Source organism: Sphingobium sp. EM0848, assembly GCF_013375555.1.
GTDB lineage: Bacteria > Pseudomonadota > Alphaproteobacteria > Sphingomonadales > Sphingomonadaceae > Sphingobium.
On sequence record NZ_JABXWB010000001.1, the window covers coordinates 126,125 to 144,790 of the forward strand.

21 protein-coding genes are annotated in these 18,666 nt (G+C 64.5%); 12 read left to right on the forward strand and 9 right to left on the reverse strand.

Annotated features, from left to right (window positions below; genetic code table 11):
• Positions 1 to 17: 17 nt before the first annotated feature.
• The 5 genes from glmM (at position 18) to HUK73_RS00550 (ending at position 3,672) form a co-directional block, all read left to right on the forward strand.
• Complete coding sequence (glmM, locus tag HUK73_RS00530; protein ID WP_176590153.1) at positions 18 to 1,358, forward strand: phosphoglucosamine mutase; 1,341 nt, start codon at positions 18 to 20, stop codon at positions 1,356 to 1,358.
• On the forward strand, positions 1,358 to 1,582 hold the full coding sequence (locus HUK73_RS00535; protein WP_176590154.1) for a DUF1272 domain-containing protein: 225 nt from the start codon (positions 1,358 to 1,360) through the stop codon (positions 1,580 to 1,582). Before glmM ends, HUK73_RS00535 begins: the two co-directional genes overlap by 1 nt.
• The gene (gene thiD / locus HUK73_RS00540; RefSeq protein ID WP_176590155.1) at positions 1,579 to 2,346 is read left to right on the forward strand and encodes a bifunctional hydroxymethylpyrimidine kinase/phosphomethylpyrimidine kinase; all 768 of its coding nucleotides are present in this window, start codon (positions 1,579 to 1,581) and stop codon (positions 2,344 to 2,346) included. The genes HUK73_RS00535 and thiD overlap by 4 nt, the downstream gene beginning before the upstream one ends.
• On the forward strand, positions 2,339 to 2,938 hold the full coding sequence (locus tag HUK73_RS00545) for a ribonuclease HII (protein WP_176592740.1): 600 nt from the start codon (positions 2,339 to 2,341) through the stop codon (positions 2,936 to 2,938). Before thiD ends, HUK73_RS00545 begins: the two co-directional genes overlap by 8 nt.
• Positions 2,939 to 3,027: 89 nt before the next feature.
• Complete coding sequence (locus HUK73_RS00550; RefSeq protein ID WP_176590156.1) at positions 3,028 to 3,672, forward strand: L,D-transpeptidase family protein; 645 nt, start codon at positions 3,028 to 3,030, stop codon at positions 3,670 to 3,672.
• Positions 3,673 to 3,755: 83 nt separating this feature from the next.
• On the opposite strand, the gene ahpF is transcribed toward HUK73_RS00550, so the two are convergent.
• The 3 genes from ahpF to betI all read right to left on the reverse strand — a co-directional run bounded on the left by ahpF (position 3,756) and on the right by betI (position 6,836).
• On the reverse strand, positions 3,756 to 5,336 hold the full coding sequence (gene ahpF, locus HUK73_RS00555) for an alkyl hydroperoxide reductase subunit F (RefSeq protein ID WP_176590157.1): 1,581 nt from the start codon (positions 5,334 to 5,336) through the stop codon (positions 3,756 to 3,758).
• Between the two features lie 166 nt (positions 5,337 to 5,502).
• The gene (gene ahpC / locus HUK73_RS00560; protein WP_066559466.1) at positions 5,503 to 6,066 is read right to left on the reverse strand and encodes an alkyl hydroperoxide reductase subunit C; all 564 of its coding nucleotides are present in this window, start codon (positions 6,064 to 6,066) and stop codon (positions 5,503 to 5,505) included.
• Positions 6,067 to 6,185: 119 nt separating this feature from the next.
• Positions 6,186 to 6,836, reverse strand: a complete 651-nt coding sequence (gene betI, locus HUK73_RS00565; protein ID WP_176590158.1) for a transcriptional regulator BetI — start codon at positions 6,834 to 6,836, stop codon at positions 6,186 to 6,188.
• Positions 6,837 to 6,957: 121 nt separating this feature from the next.
• Here betI and HUK73_RS00570 point away from each other — a divergent pair, with 121 nt between their 5' ends.
• Together HUK73_RS00570 and HUK73_RS00575 are read left to right on the forward strand one after the other, a co-directional pair.
• Positions 6,958 to 7,434, forward strand: coding sequence for a hypothetical protein (locus HUK73_RS00570; RefSeq protein WP_369805413.1), 477 nt, complete (start codon positions 6,958 to 6,960; stop codon positions 7,432 to 7,434).
• Positions 7,435 to 7,495: 61 nt separating this feature from the next.
• Positions 7,496 to 7,735, forward strand: a complete 240-nt coding sequence (locus HUK73_RS00575; RefSeq protein ID WP_176590160.1) for a hypothetical protein — start codon at positions 7,496 to 7,498, stop codon at positions 7,733 to 7,735.
• Positions 7,736 to 7,852: 117 nt separating this feature from the next.
• On the opposite strand, the gene HUK73_RS00580 is transcribed toward HUK73_RS00575, so the two are convergent.
• The 4 genes from HUK73_RS00580 to HUK73_RS00595 all read right to left on the reverse strand — a co-directional run bounded on the left by HUK73_RS00580 (position 7,853) and on the right by HUK73_RS00595 (position 12,076).
• Positions 7,853 to 8,380, reverse strand: coding sequence for a CarD family transcriptional regulator (locus HUK73_RS00580; protein WP_150294899.1), 528 nt, complete (start codon positions 8,378 to 8,380; stop codon positions 7,853 to 7,855).
• 292 nt (positions 8,381 to 8,672) lie between these two features.
• On the reverse strand, positions 8,673 to 9,011 hold the full coding sequence (fdxA, locus tag HUK73_RS00585; protein WP_176590161.1) for a ferredoxin FdxA: 339 nt from the start codon (positions 9,009 to 9,011) through the stop codon (positions 8,673 to 8,675).
• 97 nt (positions 9,012 to 9,108) lie between these two features.
• Complete coding sequence (locus tag HUK73_RS00590) at positions 9,109 to 9,405, reverse strand: RNA-binding S4 domain-containing protein (RefSeq protein WP_176590162.1); 297 nt, start codon at positions 9,403 to 9,405, stop codon at positions 9,109 to 9,111.
• Positions 9,398 to 12,076 (reverse strand): helicase-related protein, encoded by a 2,679-nt coding sequence (locus HUK73_RS00595; RefSeq protein WP_176592741.1) that lies wholly within the window; start codon positions 12,074 to 12,076, stop codon positions 9,398 to 9,400. Before HUK73_RS00595 ends, HUK73_RS00590 begins: the two co-directional genes overlap by 8 nt.
• A gap of 206 nt (positions 12,077 to 12,282) precedes the next feature.
• On the opposite strand from HUK73_RS00595, the gene HUK73_RS00600 reads away from it, so the two are divergent.
• Both HUK73_RS00600 and HUK73_RS00605 read left to right on the forward strand, forming a co-directional pair.
• The gene (locus tag HUK73_RS00600) at positions 12,283 to 13,812 is read left to right on the forward strand and encodes a M23 family metallopeptidase (RefSeq protein ID WP_176590163.1); all 1,530 of its coding nucleotides are present in this window, start codon (positions 12,283 to 12,285) and stop codon (positions 13,810 to 13,812) included.
• Between the two features lie 36 nt (positions 13,813 to 13,848).
• A complete protein-coding gene (locus tag HUK73_RS00605) occupies positions 13,849 to 14,637 on the forward strand; it encodes a nucleotidyltransferase family protein (RefSeq protein ID WP_176590164.1) in 789 nt (262 codons plus the stop codon).
• Here the strand turns inward: HUK73_RS00605 and HUK73_RS00610 are convergent.
• Complete coding sequence (locus HUK73_RS00610; protein ID WP_176590165.1) at positions 14,631 to 14,972, reverse strand: helix-turn-helix transcriptional regulator; 342 nt, start codon at positions 14,970 to 14,972, stop codon at positions 14,631 to 14,633. The genes HUK73_RS00605 and HUK73_RS00610 overlap by 7 nt on opposite strands.
• Positions 14,973 to 15,261: 289 nt before the next feature.
• Here HUK73_RS00610 and HUK73_RS00615 point away from each other — a divergent pair, with 289 nt between their 5' ends.
• From HUK73_RS00615 to HUK73_RS00625, 3 genes are all read left to right on the forward strand, one after another.
• Positions 15,262 to 16,386 carry a site-specific DNA-methyltransferase gene (locus HUK73_RS00615; protein WP_304413747.1) on the forward strand — a complete coding sequence of 375 codons (1,125 nt, stop codon included), beginning with the start codon at positions 15,262 to 15,264 and terminating at the stop codon, positions 16,384 to 16,386.
• A 48-nt stretch (positions 16,387 to 16,434) separates the two neighbouring features.
• Entirely contained in the window at positions 16,435 to 17,559 is a 1,125-nt protein-coding gene (folP, locus tag HUK73_RS00620; RefSeq protein WP_176590166.1) for a dihydropteroate synthase, read from the forward strand.
• A gap of 137 nt (positions 17,560 to 17,696) precedes the next feature.
• Positions 17,697 to 17,942 (forward strand): hypothetical protein, encoded by a 246-nt coding sequence (locus tag HUK73_RS00625; protein ID WP_176590167.1) that lies wholly within the window; start codon positions 17,697 to 17,699, stop codon positions 17,940 to 17,942.
• Between the two features lie 31 nt (positions 17,943 to 17,973).
• Here HUK73_RS00625 and HUK73_RS00630 read toward each other — a convergent pair whose 3' ends face one another.
• The gene (locus tag HUK73_RS00630; protein WP_176590168.1) at positions 17,974 to 18,603 is read right to left on the reverse strand and encodes a hypothetical protein; all 630 of its coding nucleotides are present in this window, start codon (positions 18,601 to 18,603) and stop codon (positions 17,974 to 17,976) included.
• Between the last annotated feature and the right edge of the window lie 63 nt (positions 18,604 to 18,666).

Sequence of the window (18,666 nt, forward strand, 5' to 3'; positions counted from 1 at the left end):
CAAAGCGGGCAGGGATCATGAGCAGAAAATATTTCGGCACCGACGGCATTCGCGGACGGACCAACCAATGGCCGATGACCGCCGAACTGGCGATGAAGGTCGGTATGGCGGCGGGCAAGCATTTCCAGCGCGGCACGCATCGCCATCGCGTGGTGATCGGCAAGGATACGCGGCTGTCGGGCTATATGGTGGAAAATGCGCTGGTCGCCGGTTTCACCGCCGTCGGCATGGATGTCGTGCAGTTCGGACCGATCCCGACTCCGGCCGTGGCGTTGCTGGCCCATTCGATGCGCGCCGATCTGGGCGTCATGATCTCGGCCAGCCACAATCCTTATTACGACAATGGCATCAAGCTGTTCGGGCCGGACGGCTACAAGCTGTCCGATGAGGATGAACTGAAGATCGAGGCGATGCTGGAGCAGGAAATACCGCTCGCCGCGTCGCAGGACATCGGCCGTGCCCGCCGCGTCGAGGACGCCCGCGGGCGCTATATCCACGCGGTCAAGTCCAGCTTCCCTGCCGATCTGCGGCTGGATGGGCTGAAGATCGTGGTCGATTGCGCCAACGGCGCCGCCTATCAGGTCGCGCCATCGGCCTTTTGGGAATTGGGGGCGGAGGTCGTGGCCATTGGCGTCTCGCCCGATGGCACCAATATCAACGACCGTTGCGGATCGACTTCGCCGCAGCTTTTGCAGGAAACGGTGGTGTCGTCCGGCGCGGATATCGGCATTGCGCTGGATGGCGATGCCGACCGGCTGATCGTCGTGGACGAACATGGCACGATCGTCGATGGCGACCAGATCATGGCGTTGATCGCGGGGAATTTCGCGCGGGCCGGGACGCTGCGTGGCGGCGGGCTGGTGGCGACGGTCATGTCGAATCTGGGGCTGGAGCGTTTCCTGTCCGGGCAGGGCATGGCGCTGGAGCGCACCAAGGTTGGCGACCGCTATGTGCTGGAGCGGATGCGCGAGGGCGGGTTCAATGTCGGCGGCGAACAGTCGGGGCATATGATCCTGTCCGACTATGCGACGACCGGCGACGGCACGGTGGCGGCCTTGCAGGTGCTCGCCGCGCTGGTGCGTTCCGGCAAGCCCGCCAGCGAAGTGCTGCACCAGTTCGATCCGGTGCCGCAGCTTTTGAAGAATGTCCGCTTCTCCGGTGGCAAGCCGCTGGAGCATGAGGAGGTGAAGCGGGTGATCGCCCAGGCCGAGGCGGAACTCAACGGCTGCGGGCGGCTGGTGATCCGGCCGTCGGGCACGGAGCCTGTCATCCGCGTCATGGCTGAGGGCGACCGGGAGGATCAGGTCAAGGACGTGGTCGAGCGCATCTGCGACGCCGTGGCGAAGGCTGCAGCCTGATGCTGGACATGCGGCCCGATTGCGAGCGGTGCGGCACGGACCTTCCCGCCGATGAGCCGGGGGCGTTCATCTGTTCGTTCGAATGCACCTTTTGCGCGCCGTGCGCCGAGGCGCTGGACGACCGTTGCCCCAATTGCGGCGGGGAACTGATGGACCGGCCGACGCGGGTCGGGGACGCGCTGAAGCGGCACCCGGCCTCGACGGAGCGCAAACACAAGGCATGACCGTCGCCCGCATTCTCATCATTGCCGGGTCCGACAGCGGCGGCGGGGCCGGTATTCAGGCCGATATCCGCACGGTGACGCTGCTGGGCGGCCATGCCATGACCGCGATTACCGCGATCACCGCGCAGAACACGCTGGGCGTGCAGGGCGTTCATCCCGTTCCGACTGAGATGGTGCTCCAGCAGATGGAGAGCGTCATCAGCGACATCGGCGTCGATGCGGTGAAGATCGGCATGATCGGATCGGCGGAGACGGCGGCTGCGGTGGCGGAGCGGCTGGCAGTGCTGGAGGGCGTGCCGATCGTCTTCGATCCCGTCATGGTGGCGACCAGCGGGGCGGCGCTGGCGGACGGGGCGACCATCGCGGCTTTTGAAAAGCTGATGGCGCTGGCGACGCTGGTGACGCCGAACATTCCCGAACTTGATGCTCTGGGCGGGGAGGAGGTCGCGATCCGTTTCGCGACCCATGTCCTTGCCAAGGGCGGCCATGGCGAGGGGCCGATGCTGACCGACCGGCTGATCGGGCCGCAGGGCGTGGTGAAGGCATGGAGCAATGCGCGGATCGACACGCCGCACACTCATGGCACCGGCTGCACGCTCGCCAGCGCGATCGCGACCGGGCTGGGGCAAGGCTGGGACCTGATCGACGCCATTGAACGCGGCCGCAAATATGTGCGGGAGGCGCTGAGCCTTGCGCCGGGGCTGGGGCAGGGGCAGGGGCATGGGCCGATGGGCGCACCCTTCGGTTTCCATCATCATGCCTGATTTCTCCCATGAACTGCTGCATCATCCGGGGTTGGTCGCCGGAGTGGACGAAGCCGGGCGCGGGCCGCTGGCCGGGCCGGTGGTTGCGGCGGCCGTCATCCTGCGCGCGGAGGATTGTCCCGACGGCCTCAACGACAGCAAGCAGTTGAGCGCGGCGAAGCGGGCCGCACTGGAAGGCGAGATCAAGGCACGGGCATTGTGCTGGGGGCTGGGCGTCGCTTCGGTCGAGGAGATTGACAGCCTCAATATCCTCTGGGCGACGATGCTGGCGATGACGCGGGCGGTCGAGGCGCTGACTCAGGATTGCGCCCATGTGCTGGTGGACGGCAATCGCTGCCCGCAATGGCGCTGGGCCTCGACGGCGATTGTCGAGGGCGACGCCAAATGCCTGTCGATCGCGGCGGCCTCGATTCTGGCGAAGGAAGCCCGCGACCGGATGATGATCGAGGCGGCGCAGGTCCACCCGCATTATGGCTGGGAAACCAACAAGGGCTATGGCAGCGCCAGGCATCTGGCGGCGCTCCGCGAGCATGGACCGACACCGCTGCATCGCCGCAGCTTCGCGCCGGTCGCGCAACTCAGCCTGCTGTAAATCCGGGTAACATGCCCTGTCTCACGGTGGGATAAGGGAGATGCTCGGCAGGGCTGGCGTGGCGGCAACTTGTAGTTAAAAAAGAGTTTATGGCCCTGTTCCGAACCCTTTTTGCCTTTGCCGCCTTCGCCCTGCTGGCGCTGGCGCCGCCTGTTTCGGCCCAGGATATGGAACCGGGCGCTTATCGCTGGCTGGCGGAAGGGCCGTTCACCGGCCCGCTCTACATGGTCATCAGCATCGAACGGCAGATGGCGCATGTCTATGACGGCGACCGGCTGGTCGGCATGGCCAGCATCTCCACGGGCATGAAGGGCCATCGCACCCCGACCGGCGAATTTCCGATCCTGCAGAAGCGGGAATGGCATCGGTCCAACATCTATTCCAATGCGCCCATGCCCTTCATGCAGCGGCTGACCTGGGACGGGATCGCGCTGCATGCCGGGCATAATCCCGGTCATCCGGCCAGCCATGGCTGCGTTCGCCTGCCCTATGCCTTTGCGCGCACCTTGTTTGGTCTGACGCAGATCGGCACGCTGGTCAGCGTGACATCGGACCGGCTGGGTCCGGCGTTGATGGTGGATGCGCTGGTGGTGGGCGATCCGGGCAGCGCCATCGTTACCTTCACCCCGCCGCAGCCCGCGATTTTGCTCGCGCAACGGGACGAGGCACCGGCCGACGCGCCGGTGCTGGCGGTCGATCCGGGGATTTTCCGGCTGCGGCTGATGCGGCGGTAGTTTCTCGGCAGAAACGCGAAAGAGCGGCCGATTCCTTCGAGGAATCGGCCGCTTTTCTTCCCTGGCCTCGCAGGAGTGGGCGATCAGGCCGCTTCGGCCGTTTCCTCGCTGGTGGGCAGGCGGATGAGATAGTCGAAGGCGGAAAGCGCCGCCGTCGACCCGGCTCCCATCGCGATCACGATCTGCTTATAGGGGACCGTGGTGCAGTCGCCCGCAGCGAAGATGCCCGGCTGGCTGGTTTCGCCGCGCGCGTCGATCTCGATCTCGCCGCGCGGGGAAAGGGCGATGCCGTCCTTCAGCCATTCGGTGTTGGGGACAAGGCCGATCTGGACGAAAATGCCCTCCAGTTCGACATCATGCTCCGTGCCGTTGGTGCGGTCCTTGTAGTTGAGGCCGGTGACGCGCTCGCCATTGCCGTTCACCTTGGTCGTCAGGGCCGAGGTGATGATCCTGACGTTCGGCAGGCTGGCGAGTTTGCGCTGCAACACCGCGTCAGCGCGGAGCTGGCTGTCGAACTCGATCAGCGTCACATGGGCGACGATGCCGGCGAGGTCGATGGCCGCCTCGACGCCGCTATTGCCGCCGCCGATCACCGCCACGCGCTTGCCCTTGAAGAGCGGGCCGTCGCAATGCGGGCAGTAGGCCACGCCCTTGTTGCGATAGTCGTCCTCGCCCGGCACGCCCATCTGCCGCCAGCGGGCGCCGGTGGAGAGGATGACGGTCTTGCCCTTCAGCGAGGCGCCGTTTTCGAGGACGACTTCATGATAGCCGCCTTCGGTCCGGGCCGGGATCAGCCTGGCTGCCTTTTGCAGGTTCATGATCTCGACATCATAATCCTTCACATGCGCTTCGAGGGCGCTGGCCAGCTTGGGGCCTTCGGTGCGGCTGACCGAGATGAAATTCTCGATATCCATGGTGTCGAGCACCTGACCGCCGAACCGCTCCGCCGCGACGCCGGTGCGGATGCCCTTGCGCGCGGAGTAGATCGCTGCCGCCGCGCCAGCGGGGCCGCCGCCGACGACCAGCACCTCGAACGGGTCCTGCGCCTTGATCTTCTCGGCCGCGCGGGCTTCGGCGCCGCTGTCGATCTTCGCGACGATCTGTTCCAGTTCCATGCGACCGCTGGCGAAGGGTTCGCCGTTCAGGAAGACGGTGGGGACGGCCATGACCTTGCGGGCATCGACCTCTTCCTTGAACAGCGCGCCGTCGATGGCGGTGTGGCTGATGCGCGGGTTGAGGACGGCCATCAGGTTCAGCGCCTGCACCACATCCGGGCAGTTCTGGCAGGACAGCGAGAAATAGGTTTCGAAGGCGAAGTCGCCGTCAATGTCCTTGATCTGCTGGATCAAATCCTGCGCCGCCTTGGACGGGTGGCCGCCGACTTGCAGCAGGGCGAGGACGAGCGAAGTGAATTCATGGCCCATGGGCAGACCGGCGAAGGTGACGCCGATATCCGTGCCCGTGCGGCGGATCATGAAGCTGGGGACGCGCTTGTCATTGCCGGTGGCGATGGAAACCTTGTCCGACAGTTCGGCGATTTCCTCCAGCAGCGTCTTCAGTTCACGGCTCTTCGCGCCTTCGTCCAGCGACGCCACCAACTCGATCGGCTGGGTGATGTTCGCCATATAGGCCTTGAGCTGGCCCTTGAGATTTGCGTCCAACATCTTGTTCTCCATGGGGTTGGGCGCGCCGATCCGGGGCACGCGGCTATGCTGTCGCCGCGAAGGGGGGAGGGCGGCGTTCGGCGATAGCGATGAATATCGTGATAAAAACCCCGCCGGGCCGGGGAGGGTGCCTCGACCCGGCCCGGCGGAGTGCCGTTTCAGGTCTTTAGATCTTGCCGACGAGGTCGAGCGAGGGAGCTAGTGTGGCTTCGCCTTCTTCCCACTTGGCCGGGCAGACTTCGCCGGGGTTGGCGGCGACATATTGCGCAGCCTTCACCTTGCGGAGCAGTTCGGTCGCGTTGCGGCCGACGCCTTCCGAGGTGATTTCCATGAACTGGATCACGCCTTCGGGATCGACCAGGAAGGTGGCGCGGTCAGCCAGGCCGACGCCCGGACGCATCACGTCGAAATTGTTGGTGATGGTGCCCGACTGGTCGCCCAGCATGAAATAGTTGATCTTGCCGATCGCCGGCGAGGTGTCATGCCAGGCCTTGTGGCTGAAATGCGTGTCGGTCGAAACCGAGTATACTTCGACGTTCAGCTTCTGCAGCGTCGGGTAGATGTCGGCCAGATCCTCCAGCTCCGTCGGGCAGACGAAGGTGAAGTCGGCGGGGTAGAAGAAGAAAACGGCCCACTTGCCCTTCACGTCGGCGTCGGTGACGTCGACGAACTTGCCCTGCTTGTACGCGGTGGCGGTGAACGGCTTGATGGTCGTGTTGATAAGAGCCATGGGCTTTCCAGTTCCTTTTTAGAGGTTTGCTGTTGCCCGACCTACCTAGGGATGATGACGCTTTGGGGGAAATTGGTTTTATTGAAAGCAGTCATTGAGAAAATCGATCATGGATGGTCTTATTGATCGATCGAGCCATCTCTTGGTTTGCTGAGAACATAGTTCATCGTTTCCTCGATCATGCCCAGCGCTTCCCCGGTGGTGAAGGTGGACGAATCGAGGCACAGTTCCAGCCACAGTCCGTCGATCATTGCGGTGATGGCAATGGCGGCGATGCGCGCGGCGGGGCGGGGAATCTGGGGTGCTGCCTCACGCAACAACACCTCCATGCGTTCGCGCCCGCCGCCATAGGTTTCGGCATGGGTGGCGGCGATGGCGGGATTGGTCTTGTTGAGGCTCCAGAAGGAAATCCAGGTGGCGAGCAGATTGGGGTCCAGCACCGGAGGCTGGAAATTGGCGCGGATATAGGCCCAGAGACGGTCGCGTGGATTGGGTCCGGCCTCCGCCACGGCCTTTTCCATCGCGGCGGAAACTTTTTCCCCGACATCGCGATAGGTTGCGAGGATCAGCGCGTCGACGCCGTCGAAATAATGGGTGAGCAGACCCGCCGATACGCCCGCATAGGCGCAGATCGCCCGGACCGAGGTGCCGCCCGCCCCCTTTTCGGCCAGACAGCGCGCCGTCGCCTCAATCAGCGCCTGCCGCCGGACATCCGCGGACTCCCGAACGAATCGCGCCCTTTCCGGGCGCCCCTCTGCCTTCAGTTCCATCTTTCTTCCCCGCCGCTATCCTGCTTCCCATCGGACTGGCTGACAAGCCGTCCGTCCCCCTGCATGAGAAGATGGATCGAAGAGCCGCGTTCAGCCGTTGACGTCATAAATGCAAGGAGAAATGTGGATGAAGCGCAGGAAAATTGCGTCTGTCCTGCTTCCGGCAATTCTGTTGCTGCCAACCCTTGGTGGCTGCGCCAGGAGCGCGGACAAGGGGAATGTGGCCGACAACGCCACGGCGGCGCCGAGCGTGGAGGCCATCGAGGAGCCTGATGCCGTGAATGCCGGGGCTAATGAAGCCGCCGGACTGCCGACCGACGATTGGGTGGGGCGATGGGCCGGACCGGAGGGGCTGTTCCTTGACATACAACCTTCGCCCGACGGCAAGAGCGGCCATTATGCGATTGCGAACAAGGATAATCTGGATCGTCAGGGCGATTATAATGGCGTGGCCGACGGGGCGACGATCCGCTTCGTGCGTGACGGCAAGGATCTGGCGATCCGGCCCGGAATCGGTGCCGAAACGGGCTTCAAATATCTCGCGGGGAAGACGGACTGTCTGATCGTCGTGCCGGGCCGCGAGGGTTATTGCCGTTAAGGAACCCGGCTGGCGTCCCGAGCATTGATGATGCGGGTGGCGCGGTGAGAGGAGGATGAACATGGCGGATTATCAGGAGCGCCCGACGACGACCACGGTGATTGAGAAGCGTGGCGGCGGCGGCACTATGGTAGCCGTTCTCCTGCTGGTCGTGGTGGTGGCGATTGCCGCCTTCTTCCTGATCAGCAGTCAAACCCGCAAGGACAGTGCCGTGGAAAGCGCTGCATCGCAGGTCGGTCAGGCGGCGAGCGACGTTGGCGCTGCCGCCAGGGATGCGGCCGGCAGTCTGAAGAACGAATAGGCCGGGGTGCGTCGCGATCGACACTGCGTCTGATTGCCGTATAGAAAAAGGGCGCCCCGCCAGGGACGCCCTTTCTTTTGGGATCGGCCTGCCGTTGTCGGCTCGGCCGGGATAGTGTCAGGCTTCCGCCTTCGCATGCTTGGGCGCGGCCTCGTTGAGGATGCGCAGGATCTTCTTGAGCGCGCTCGGCTCGTCCGTTTCCTCCATCGCCGCGAGCTCGCGGGCGAGGCGGCTGGAGGCGGCCTCGAAAATCTGCCGCTCGGAATAGCTCTGCTCCGGCTGGTCGTCGGCGCGGAACAGGTCACGGGTCACTTCGGCAATCGACACCAGGTCGCCCGAATTGATCTTCGCTTCATATTCCTGGGCGCGGCGCGACCACATGGTGCGCTTCACCTTGGGCTTGCCCTTCAGGGTTTCGACCGCTTCCTCCAGCGTCTTGTTGGAGGACAGCTTGCGCATCCCGACGCCTTCGGCCTTGTTGGTCGGAACGCGGAGCGTCATCCGCTCCTTTTCGAAGCGGAGCACATAGAGTTCCAGCTCCATGCCCGCGATCTGCTCCTTCTGCAGCTCGATGACGCGGCCAACGCCATGCTTGGGGTAAACGACATAATCACCAACGTCAAAGGACAGCGCCTTGGCAGCCATTTGAAACCTTTCCATTCTACCGGGGGGGAGCAGTGACATTCGCGTTGCAGGTGCGAAATGCGCACGAGTCGGGGGAACGCGACGCCACCATCAAAACATCAGGCATTTGTCTCCGTAGCGGACGCGACCATGTCCACCTGTTGATGCCTGTTTAGCAGATTCGTAACAAAATTGCCACCCCCGGACACAAAATCCGGGGATGGGGCATCCGATGAAGCGCAATCGGTAGTTTCGGAAGCATCGCCCAAAGCTTTTCGCAACAGCGATGCGGCAATTGCGATTTGCTATGCGATCAGTTGCCCGCGCCGGGTTCGGGGGAGAAAAACTGTTCCAGCTTGTTCTCGACACCCTTCATTGCGTCGGCGTCGGCGGGGGCTTCGCCCTTGACCGTGATATTCGGCCATTCGGCAGAATATTTGGTGTTCAGTTCCAGCCATTTTTCCAGGCCGTTTTCGGTGTCGGGCAGGATCGCCTCTGCGGGGCATTCCGGTTCGCACACGCCGCAGTCGATGCATTCGTTCGGGTTGATGACCAGCATATTCTCGCCCTCGTAGAAACAGTCCACGGGGCAAACCTCGACGCAATCCATATATTTGCAGCGGATGCAGTTATCGGTCACGACGTAGGTCATGGGTCAACACTCTTGGAATAAGGACAATGGGCGCCCTGCTATGCGCGGTCGGCGCGAAGGTCAATGAGGATATTGTTGGGCGGCTGATTGACGAGCTTCAGGCGCCGACCGTCAACTCCTCGTAGCAGGATTGGGCTTCGGGGGCTGGGCCGCGTCTGCCCGGCAGCTGGACGATGCGGACGACGCGGACGCCGCTTGGGTGCGGGAAGGTGATGAGATCGCCTGCCCGCACCGGAGAATGCGCGCGGTCGATCCGCCGGCCATTGAGGCGGATATGCCCGTCCTCCGCCATTTTCTGGGCGACCGAACGGCTCTTCGCAAGGCGCGCGAACCAGAGGAATTTGTCTATCCGCAGGCTTGGCCCATGGGCCGGAGCCATGCCCGCGTCAGCCATTGCGGCCCAGCAGTTCGGCCAGGCCCGCAAAGGCGTGGTTCCCTGCGGGCGCGGGGCCGGACGAGGCGGCGGGGCGCGGTGCCCGGTCGCCGCGCGGCTTGCCCTGGGGCTTGCCCTGCGCGGGCGTGCCCCGCTTGTCGCGGTTCTGCTGATGCTGATGCGGGCGCGGCTTCTGGCGGCCGCGGAAGACCCAGTTGGGGCCGCCCTCGGCGGGGGCGTCGACGGCACGGAAACCGGCGAGGCGCATCAGTTGCAGGAAGGCGTCTTCCGACAGGCCCAGCGAGACGATCTGGGGGCTTTGCGCGGTGAAGGCTTCGTTCTTGGCGATGGCTTCATGCGCGGTGCGGGCCATGCGTTCGGCCATGTCGATGCGCAGCATCTGTTCGCCAAAGCCCCGGAAGCCGGCGATGCGGGCGCCCATCTGCTCGGGCTTCTCGCCCGCGGGGATGAGGGTGAGGCCGGCGCCGGGCAGCGGCAGGCAGGGCTTGCCGAGGCGAGCGGCGAGCAAAGCGGCGCGCCAGCGGGCCGATCCGGGCTTCAGCAGGCCGGGATGATAGATGTCGAGCACGCCGATATCGATCCCGGCGCGGCGCAGCAGGTGCCGCTGGTCCTTGTCGAGATGGGCGAGCGCCGAATCAAGTTCCGTGCGCGCGATCACGCCGCCCGCATCGGCCAGTTGCGCGAAGACGGCGCGGACGACGGCGGGGACCTCCGGGTCGGATGAGCTGGCGACCATCTTGGTCAGCGGCAGCAGGTGTTTTTCCTTCTGCGCATCGAACCATGTGGCCAGCCGTGTCGCGACCTGCTTCTGTACATCCTGGCCCAGCGCCAGAAGCGCGCGATCGAGCCGGATTTCCGGAGTCAGCAGCGCGGGACCACCATGCAGCGCGGCCACCACGTCACCATGCCAGCTGATGCCGGGGGTCTGTCCTGCTTCGTCCATGAGCGCGAAATCAGTATCGGGTGCGCCCAGTAATTCTTCAGCCTTCACTCGCAATATCCTTCCAAGGCGCCGTTCCGCGGCCGCCAACAGCATCTTCCTGTCCTGATGCCGGGTAGCGGGATCGACCGAGAAACGAAATCCGTCAAGTCGCCCGATCGTCTCGCCATCGACGCAGACTGTCCCATCCTGTTCTATTTCGACCGGCAGATTGGCCGCGCTCTGGCCGATATCCCTTAGCAGAACCGTGGTGCGGCGGTCCACGAAACGCTGCGTCAGCGCGGCGTGGAGCGCGTCGGAGAGTTTTTCTTCCAGCGCGCGGGTGCGCTCCGCCATTTCGGCGGGATGGGCCAGCCAGTCGGCGCGATGGGCGATGTAGGACCATGTGCGCGCGGCGGCGATCCGGCCGGAAAGCGTGTCGATATCGCCCTGAACCGAATCGAGTCGTGCGATTTGCTGGGCGAACCAGTCTCTCGGGATATGGCCATGGCCTTCGGAGAGGAAGCGCCAGATGCGGCTGACGGCGCGGGCATGATGTTCCGCGCCCAGCTTCTGGAAATCAGGTAGGCCGCAGGCGGCCCAGAGGCGTTCGACTTGTTTCTTGCCCCTGGCGCGCTCGATCACCAGCGGATCGTCGGCGAGGCGTTTCAGCACCGCGAGGTCGACGGCTTCCGGGGCTGCGCGCAGTTCAGGGCGTTCGGGCTTCTGTTCGAGGTCGAAGAGCAGATGGTCGAGCCGATCGGTGCGCGGCGTGCCGTTGCGCCAGAAAAGTTGCTCCACCGGGGGGAAGCGGTGGGCTTCGATCGCTTCGATCTCTTCGGGGGTGAAGGCGGCTTCGCCATCCTCATGGCCGAGGCTGCCGAAGGTGCCGTCCCTGTGGTGGCGGCCCGCGCGGCCCGCGATCTGGGCCATTTCGCTGACCGTCAGGCGGCGGGCGCGGCGACCGTCGAACTTGCGCAGCGAGGCGAAGGCGACATGGGCGACATCGAGGTTGAGGCCCATGCCGATAGCGTCGGTGGCGACCAGATAGTCGACCTCGCCGTTCAGGAACATCTGCACCTGCGCGTTGCGAGTGCGGGGGGATAGCGCGCCCATCACCACCGCCGCGCCGCCCCGGAAGCGGCGGAGCATTTCGGCGACCGCGTAAACCTCCTCGGCGGAGAAGGCGACGATGGCGGAGCGCTTGGGCAGGCGGGAAAGCTTTTTCGCGCCCGCATAGCTAAGCGTCGAGAAGCGGGGGCGGCCGATGATCTCTGCGTCGGGGACGAGGGTTTTGACCACGCGACTGATGCTGGCGGAGCCGAGGATCATGGTTTCCTCCCGTCCCCGCGCGCGAAGCAGGCGGTCGGTGAAGATATGCCCGCGTTCCGGGTCGGCGCCGAGTTGGGCTTCGTCCAGACCGACGAAGGCGAAATCCTTCAGGCCGTCCTGCCCAGCCTCCCGCCCTCCACCGATCGGCATGGATTCGGCCGTACAGAGGAAATAGCGGGCGCCCGGCGGGACGATTTTCTCCTCGCCGGTGATGAGGGCGACCTGCTGGACACCCTTCATCCCGACCACCCGGTCATAGACCTCGCGCGCCAGAAGGCGCAGCGGAAAGCCCATCATTCCGGAGCTATGGCCGCACATGCGTTCGACGGCGAGGTGGGTCTTGCCGGTATTGGTGGGGCCCAGAACGGCGGTAATGGGCGAGCGGGCAAATAAGGCCATGACCCCCGCTATGTCGGGCATGGCGCGGGCGAGGGCAAGGGGAAAGGGACGGGAAATCCGGATCATGCCGCAAAACGGGGCGTCGGTCGGCTAAGGGGCACGTCCGGTCGCGGAAAGGCGGCTGGAAAAGGCGTCTTTATTTGACTTTAACCTAATGCCTTTACAGAAAACGCCGATGAACGCGCGGCGGGGGTCGTGGCGAACTTGCCCCGGGGGCCTTTTTTACCGTGTTCCATGGCAGTCAGATCAATGCCCAGCAGGGCGGCGCCTCTGCGTCGCTCTGGCTGACTGACTCCCTGCGTCATGCACAGCCGATGGCGGATCGTCGCGGCTGGCGTGAGAAGCTGCGCGACTGGGCCGAGGATGTGGAGCTTGTCCCCGACCTTGGGCAGCGGGTGGGCAGTTTCTCCTGGTTCCGGGGTTTGGCGACCTGTTTGGGGCTGTGCGCTGCGGCGCTTTATCTGTCGCCGGGTTTCCATGCACTGCCCGGCGAGCCGCAGCCGTTGATGGCGTCGAAACAATTTGACGAAGTGCGCAGCCAGATGATCACGCCGCTCGCCATGGGCGCGGACAGCGGACGGCGCATGGGGCCGACCGATGCGGTGCAGCCGCTGCGCGAGACGCCCGAGCGGCCGCAGATCGAATTGCGCGCGCAGATCGGCGGGAGTGATTCGCTGGGGCGGGCGCTGGCGCGGGCCGGGGTCAGCGGCGGCGACGTGGCGACGGTGACGAGCCTTGTCGCGGGCGACACCAGCGCCGGGCTGAAGCCGGGGACGCCGCTCGACATCGTGCTGGGGCGGCGGGCGAGCCGTGATATGCCGCGGCCTCTGGACAAGCTGGCCTTCCGGGCGCGGCTGGACCTGGGGATAGAGATCAAGCGGGTCGGCGGGGTGTTGCAGGTGCAGCGGACCGCCATCCATGTCGACGATACGCCGCTGCGCATTCAGGGTGTTGTGGGCGAAAGCCTATACCGCTCGGCGCGGGCGGCGGGCGCGCCGCCCAAGGCGATCCAGAGCTTCCTGCGCGTCGTGGCGCAGCAGGTCGACCTGGGGTCCATCTCGGCGGGCGATCGCTATGACATCATCACCGAATATCATCGGGCCGACACGGGCGATGTGGAAGTGGGGGACCTGTTGTTCGCGGGACTGCGCCGGGCCAATGGGCGCAGCGTCGACATGCTCAAATGGACCAGCGACGGCCACAGCCAATGGTTCGAGGCATCGGGCGTGGGTGAACGGCGCGGCGTGCTGTCTTCCCCGGTGGCGGGGCGCATGTCGTCCAGCTTCGGCATGCGGCGTCACCCGATATTGGGCTATACGCGGATGCATGCGGGCATCGATTTCGCCGCGCCTTACGGGTCGCCAATCTATGCGGTGACGGATGGCGTGGTGTCCTATGCCGGGCGACATGGTGGACATGGCAATTATGTGCGGCTGGAGCATGGCCATGGGCTGGCCACCGGCTATGCGCATATGAGCCGGATCGCGGCGTCTCCGGGCCAGCGGGTGCGGCAGGGACAGGTGATCGGCTATGTCGGATCGACGGGCCTCTCGACCGGGCCGCATCTGCACTATGAACTGTATCGGAGCGGGCAGGTGGTCAATCCGCTGTCGGTGCGCTTCACCACCACTTCGCAGCTTGCCGGGCGGGAACTGACGGCGTTCCGGATGCGGCTGGGGCAACTTAAGAGCCTGCGCGTCGGCTTGCCGGTGCAGGTGGCGCAGAAGAGCGCGGCTCCAGCGGCGAGCGGGAAATAGCTTTTCGCGATGCGCGGCCTCCGCTAACGGGCAGGCATGACCGCACCAGCTTCCGATATTACCGCAATATTGTTGGCCGGTTGGCGGCCCGTGCCCGATCCTCTGGCGGTGGCGGCGGGCGTCGAGGCCAAACCGCTGGCGCCGGTCGGCGGCGAGCCGATGATCAACCGTCCGGCGCGGGCCTTGCTGTCGCATCCGGCGATCGGGCGGGTGATCGTGCTGACGCAGGCGCCGGAACTGTTTGCCGCCGATCCGGCGACGGCCTGGATCGCCGGGCATCCCAAGGTACGGTTCGAGACGAGCGGGGGCGGCATTGCGTCCTCGCTGGTCGCGCTGCTGGATCGGGGCGATTTGCCTTTTCCCATGCTGATGACCACGGCGGACCATGTGCTGCTGGACGGGGCGATGCTCGATCAGATGGTGCGGGAGGCGTCCGGGACGGACATTGCCGTGGCGATGGTGGAGCGCGGGACGCTGCTGGCGCGCTATCCGGGGTCGCGGCGGACCTGGCTCAAATTTCGCGACGGCTGGTGGTCAGGGGCGAATATCTTCTGGTTCGGGAGCGTGAAGGCCCGCTCCGTGATCGCGCTGTGGCGGGAAGTCGAGCAGGACCGGAAGAAGGGGTGGAAGATATTGTCCGCCTTCGGGCCTTTGGCTTTGCTGGGGGCGGTGCTGCGGATTTCCACGTTGCGGGGAGGCATTGCGCGGGTGGGACGGCGCTTTGGGCTGGTCGCCCGGCTGGTGGCGATGGACAAGGCGGAAGCCTGTATCGACGCCGACAAGCCGGACGATGTGGTGTTGATCGAGAAAATCCTGGCTCAATAGCCTTCCAGATCCTCCAGCGCGGTGAAGCGCTGCGACCAGAGCGCGCCGTAAACGGCCATCCACTGGACAACCGGCGCCAGCCCCTTGGCTCGGGCGGTGTAGAAGGTTTCGCGGCCTGACCTGCGGGCCGTCACGAGGCTGGCCCGTTTCAGCTTGCCAAGGTGGCGGGACACCATGGGTTGCGATACGCCGGAAATGGCGGTCAGGGCGTGGACGCTCTGTTCCCCTTCGCGCACCAGATATTCGAGCAGCGTGCGCCGGGTGCCGTCGGACAAGGCCTTGAAAAGTTCGTCGCAGGAGGCGGAGCGATCCCCCCTCAAAATATGTTCTGTCATCGCTCTTTCATAATCAATGGGTTATGAATTGGTCAAGCGGAGGGCCATTTTTGCGGGTCCCGGCGGCGTTAACCAAAAAAACTTTTTCGGCCTTCCCGGCTGAGTCTTTTGAGTCACACTACTTCATCTTGAGTCTGGCGAGTCGCGCTTGACTCAATATGTCGTGGCTACCCGGTTCGTTCCGGCGCGCGTTAACCATTTTCTGAGGCGTGTATGCTAAGTTGCTGATCTTGACGGCGGACTCTCGAGGACTCATCGCTGGGCCTCAGAAGCAAACGGGGGTCACATAATGGGTGTCATGGAACGCGTCGCGCCGCGGCGGAAGAAGGCGATTGCGCCGGTCGAGATCGAGGCCAATCGCCTGCTGCGTGGCGACTGCATTTCCGAAATGGCGAAGCTGCCCGACGCCTGCATCGACATGATCTTCGCCGATCCGCCGTATAATCTTCAACTGGGCGGGGACCTGTTCCGGCCCGAGGGCAGCCGCGTGGATGCGGTCGATAACGACTGGGACAAGTTCGACACGCTGGGTAGCTATGACCGTTTCACCAAGGCGTGGCTGCGTGAGGCGCGCCGCATCCTGAAGCCCAATGGCTCGATCTGGGTGATCGGCAGCTATCACAATATCTTCCGCGTCGGCACGGCGTTGCAGGACGAGGGCTTCTGGATTCTCAACGACATCATCTGGCGCAAGTCGAACCCCATGCCCAATTTCAAGGGCACGCGCTTCACCAATGCGCATGAGACGCTGATCTGGGCCAGCCAGGGCGAGGACGCCAAATATACGTTCAACTATAAGGCCATGAAGACGCTCAATGACGAGTTGCAGATGCGCTCCGACTGGGTGCTGCCGATCTGCGGCGGGCAGGAGCGGCTGAAGCGCAACGGCACCAAGGCGCACCCGACGCAGAAGCCCGAGGCGCTGCTCTATCGCGTGCTGCTGGCCTGCACCAAGCCGGGCGATGTGGTGCTCGATCCCTTTTTCGGCACCGGCACGACCGGCGCGGTGGCGAAGCGTCTAGGCCGCAAATGGATCGGCATCGAGCGCGAGAACGACTATATCGAGGTCGCGCTGGAGCGGATCGAGGCGGCGCTGCCGCTGGATGAAAGCTCGCTCACCATCATGCAGACCGCGCGGCAGCAGCCCAAGGTGGCCTTCGGCACGCTGGTCGAGACGGGTTATCTCCAGCCGGGCGCGGTGCTGACCGACAGCAAGCGGCGCTGGCAGGCCGTGGTGCGGGCGGATGGCTCGCTCAGCGACGGGACGGATACGGGATCGATCCATAAAATGGGCGCAACGCTTCAGGGTGCGCCGAGCTGCAATGGCTGGACCTTCTGGCATCATGAGGTCGACGGCGCGCTGAAGCCGATCGATACGCTGCGCCAGACCTATTTGCTGGCCAACGAGCCTTAATCGGCTGGCGGGTCGACAGACACGATCCGGCCGGATTAGAGGGCGGACATGACACTCTCCTCCATTCCCGCCGATGCGCGCCTTTATCTGCGCCCCACATGGTTCGTGCCTACGCCCATCGGTCTGCCCGATGGGGCGGCGGCGCGGATGGGCAATGGGCTGATCTGGTTCCAGGGCTATGAACTGACCGCGCGCAAGGATGGCCAGCGCGTGGCGCGGGTGACGATCCCGGTGGCCGAGTTTGCCGATGCCGTGACGGGTCTGCCCGATCCTCTGGCGGAGCGGGCGCAGCGGCTTGCCGCCAATATCTCGGCCCAGCGCCCGCCCTTGGCGCTGGGCGAGCGTATCATTCGTTTCGACGCGCCGCAGGTGATGGCGATCCTCAATATCACGCCGGACAGCTTTTCCGACGGCGGCAAGCATATGGACGATCCGCAGGCCGCCGCTGATGCGGGTTTCGCCATGGCGGCGGCGGGAGCTTCGCTGATCGATGTGGGCGGGGAATCGACCCGGCCCAAGGCGCCGCGCCTGTGGGAAGGCGATGAGATTGCCCGCATCGTGCCGGTGATCGAGAAGCTCGCGGCGGCCGGTATCGCCATGTCCGTCGACACGCGCAAGGCGGCGGTGATGGAGGCGGCGCTGGCGGCGGGCGCGCATGTCATCAATGATGTGAGCGCGCTGCTGCACGATCCCAGAGCGATGGAAGTCGTCGTGGCGGCGGGTTGCCCCGTCATCCTGATGCACGCCCCGTCCGCCGGGGACGATCCGCATGAGAATCCGAACGGCTATGGCGACGTCGTGGCCGATGTGTTCGATTATCTGGAGGCGCGGGTGGAGGCCTGTCTGGCTGCAGGTGTCCCGCGCGAGAAGATCATGGTCGATCCGGGGCTGGGCTTCGGCAAGTCGCTGGCCGACAATCTGGCACTGGTGAATGGTGTTGCGACCTTCCAGGGGCTGGGCGTGCCGTTGCTGTTCGCGGGCAGCCGCAAGCGGTTGATCGGCGCGCTGTCCAATGAGGCGCCCGCGCCGGAAAGGCTGGGTGGATCAGTGGCTCTGGCCTTCCGCGCGGCGGAATTGGGCGCGCAGATGGTGCGTGTGCATGACGTCAAGGAAAGCCTACAGGCGCTGCATCTTTGGCGCGGATTGGCGGATGCCGGATTGAGCGCGGTCTGATCGAGAGAAAAAGTCCGCAAGAATTTTATGGGCAAAACCAAAATCTAATTTGGAGACGTTGACTCGAATCGGCGGGCCAGTCACTTTCCGCTACGGAATGCGAGAAAACATCGCATCCGAATGGAGAGGATGCCACCATGGCGATTATCCAGCCACTTTCGGCAAAGCTTTTTCACGCCCTGTTGATTCAGTGCATCGCGGAAGAGCGCAATCCGACCGATGCCGAAATCGAATCCGTCGCTTCGAAAATCTGGCAGGACAGCCATGGTGCGACCACCGGGCAGGACTGGCTGGACGTCGCGCGTGGCAGCGATGCCCATGCGCAGATGATCAATGCGGCGCGCATGGCCTTTGGTTGTCATCAGGGCGCGGTTGCGGCCTGAGTTCAGCTTCAAACCCGGCGGGATTTAAGCTTTATCGAGGGGTCGCGGCGTTGGCGGCGGCCTCGGGCGCTGGCGTGCCTTCGGGTGTCTGGGCCTTGGGCGCGAAGACATGCAGGCTGTCGAGCGTCTTTTCCGCCATGGCCGAATATTGTTCGCTCAGCATTTCGGGGTAGACGAAACTGGCGGTGACGATGGACCCGTCGGCTTGCTTGATCAGGCGCAGCGCGACATTATTGCCTTCGCCGTCATTCGCCGTGCCGCGATATTCATTGTCGCCGACATAATCGCCGCTGACCCCTTCGGACCCCTGGCTCACGGTTTCGACAATCTGTTGCAGCGTCTGCTCGCCATCCTTCTTCTGCCAGAAGATGCGGACGTCCGCCCCCGCGCCGGGGTCCTGATAGACCACGCCGTCGGCATTGCTGGCCGACGCATCCTTTTCCCAACCCTCGGGGAAGGTGACGGAAAAGCCCCGCTCGACATTCACATAGTTGCGAGAGGCCGGGGTGTCGTTCTTGGCCTTGGCCATTGCTTTTGCGGCGGCGGCGTTGGCGGCATTGGCCAGTTCGTCCTGACTGGGCAGATCCTCCACCGGTTCGGCACGCCCGCAGGCGACCAGCAGCAGGAGAGGCGTGACGGCGGCAAGGGAGGTTTTTTTCATGCCCCCTCCCAAAGCATAGCCGCCGCGACATTTCAACGCCGCAGCCGCAGCGCAAGCGATGGG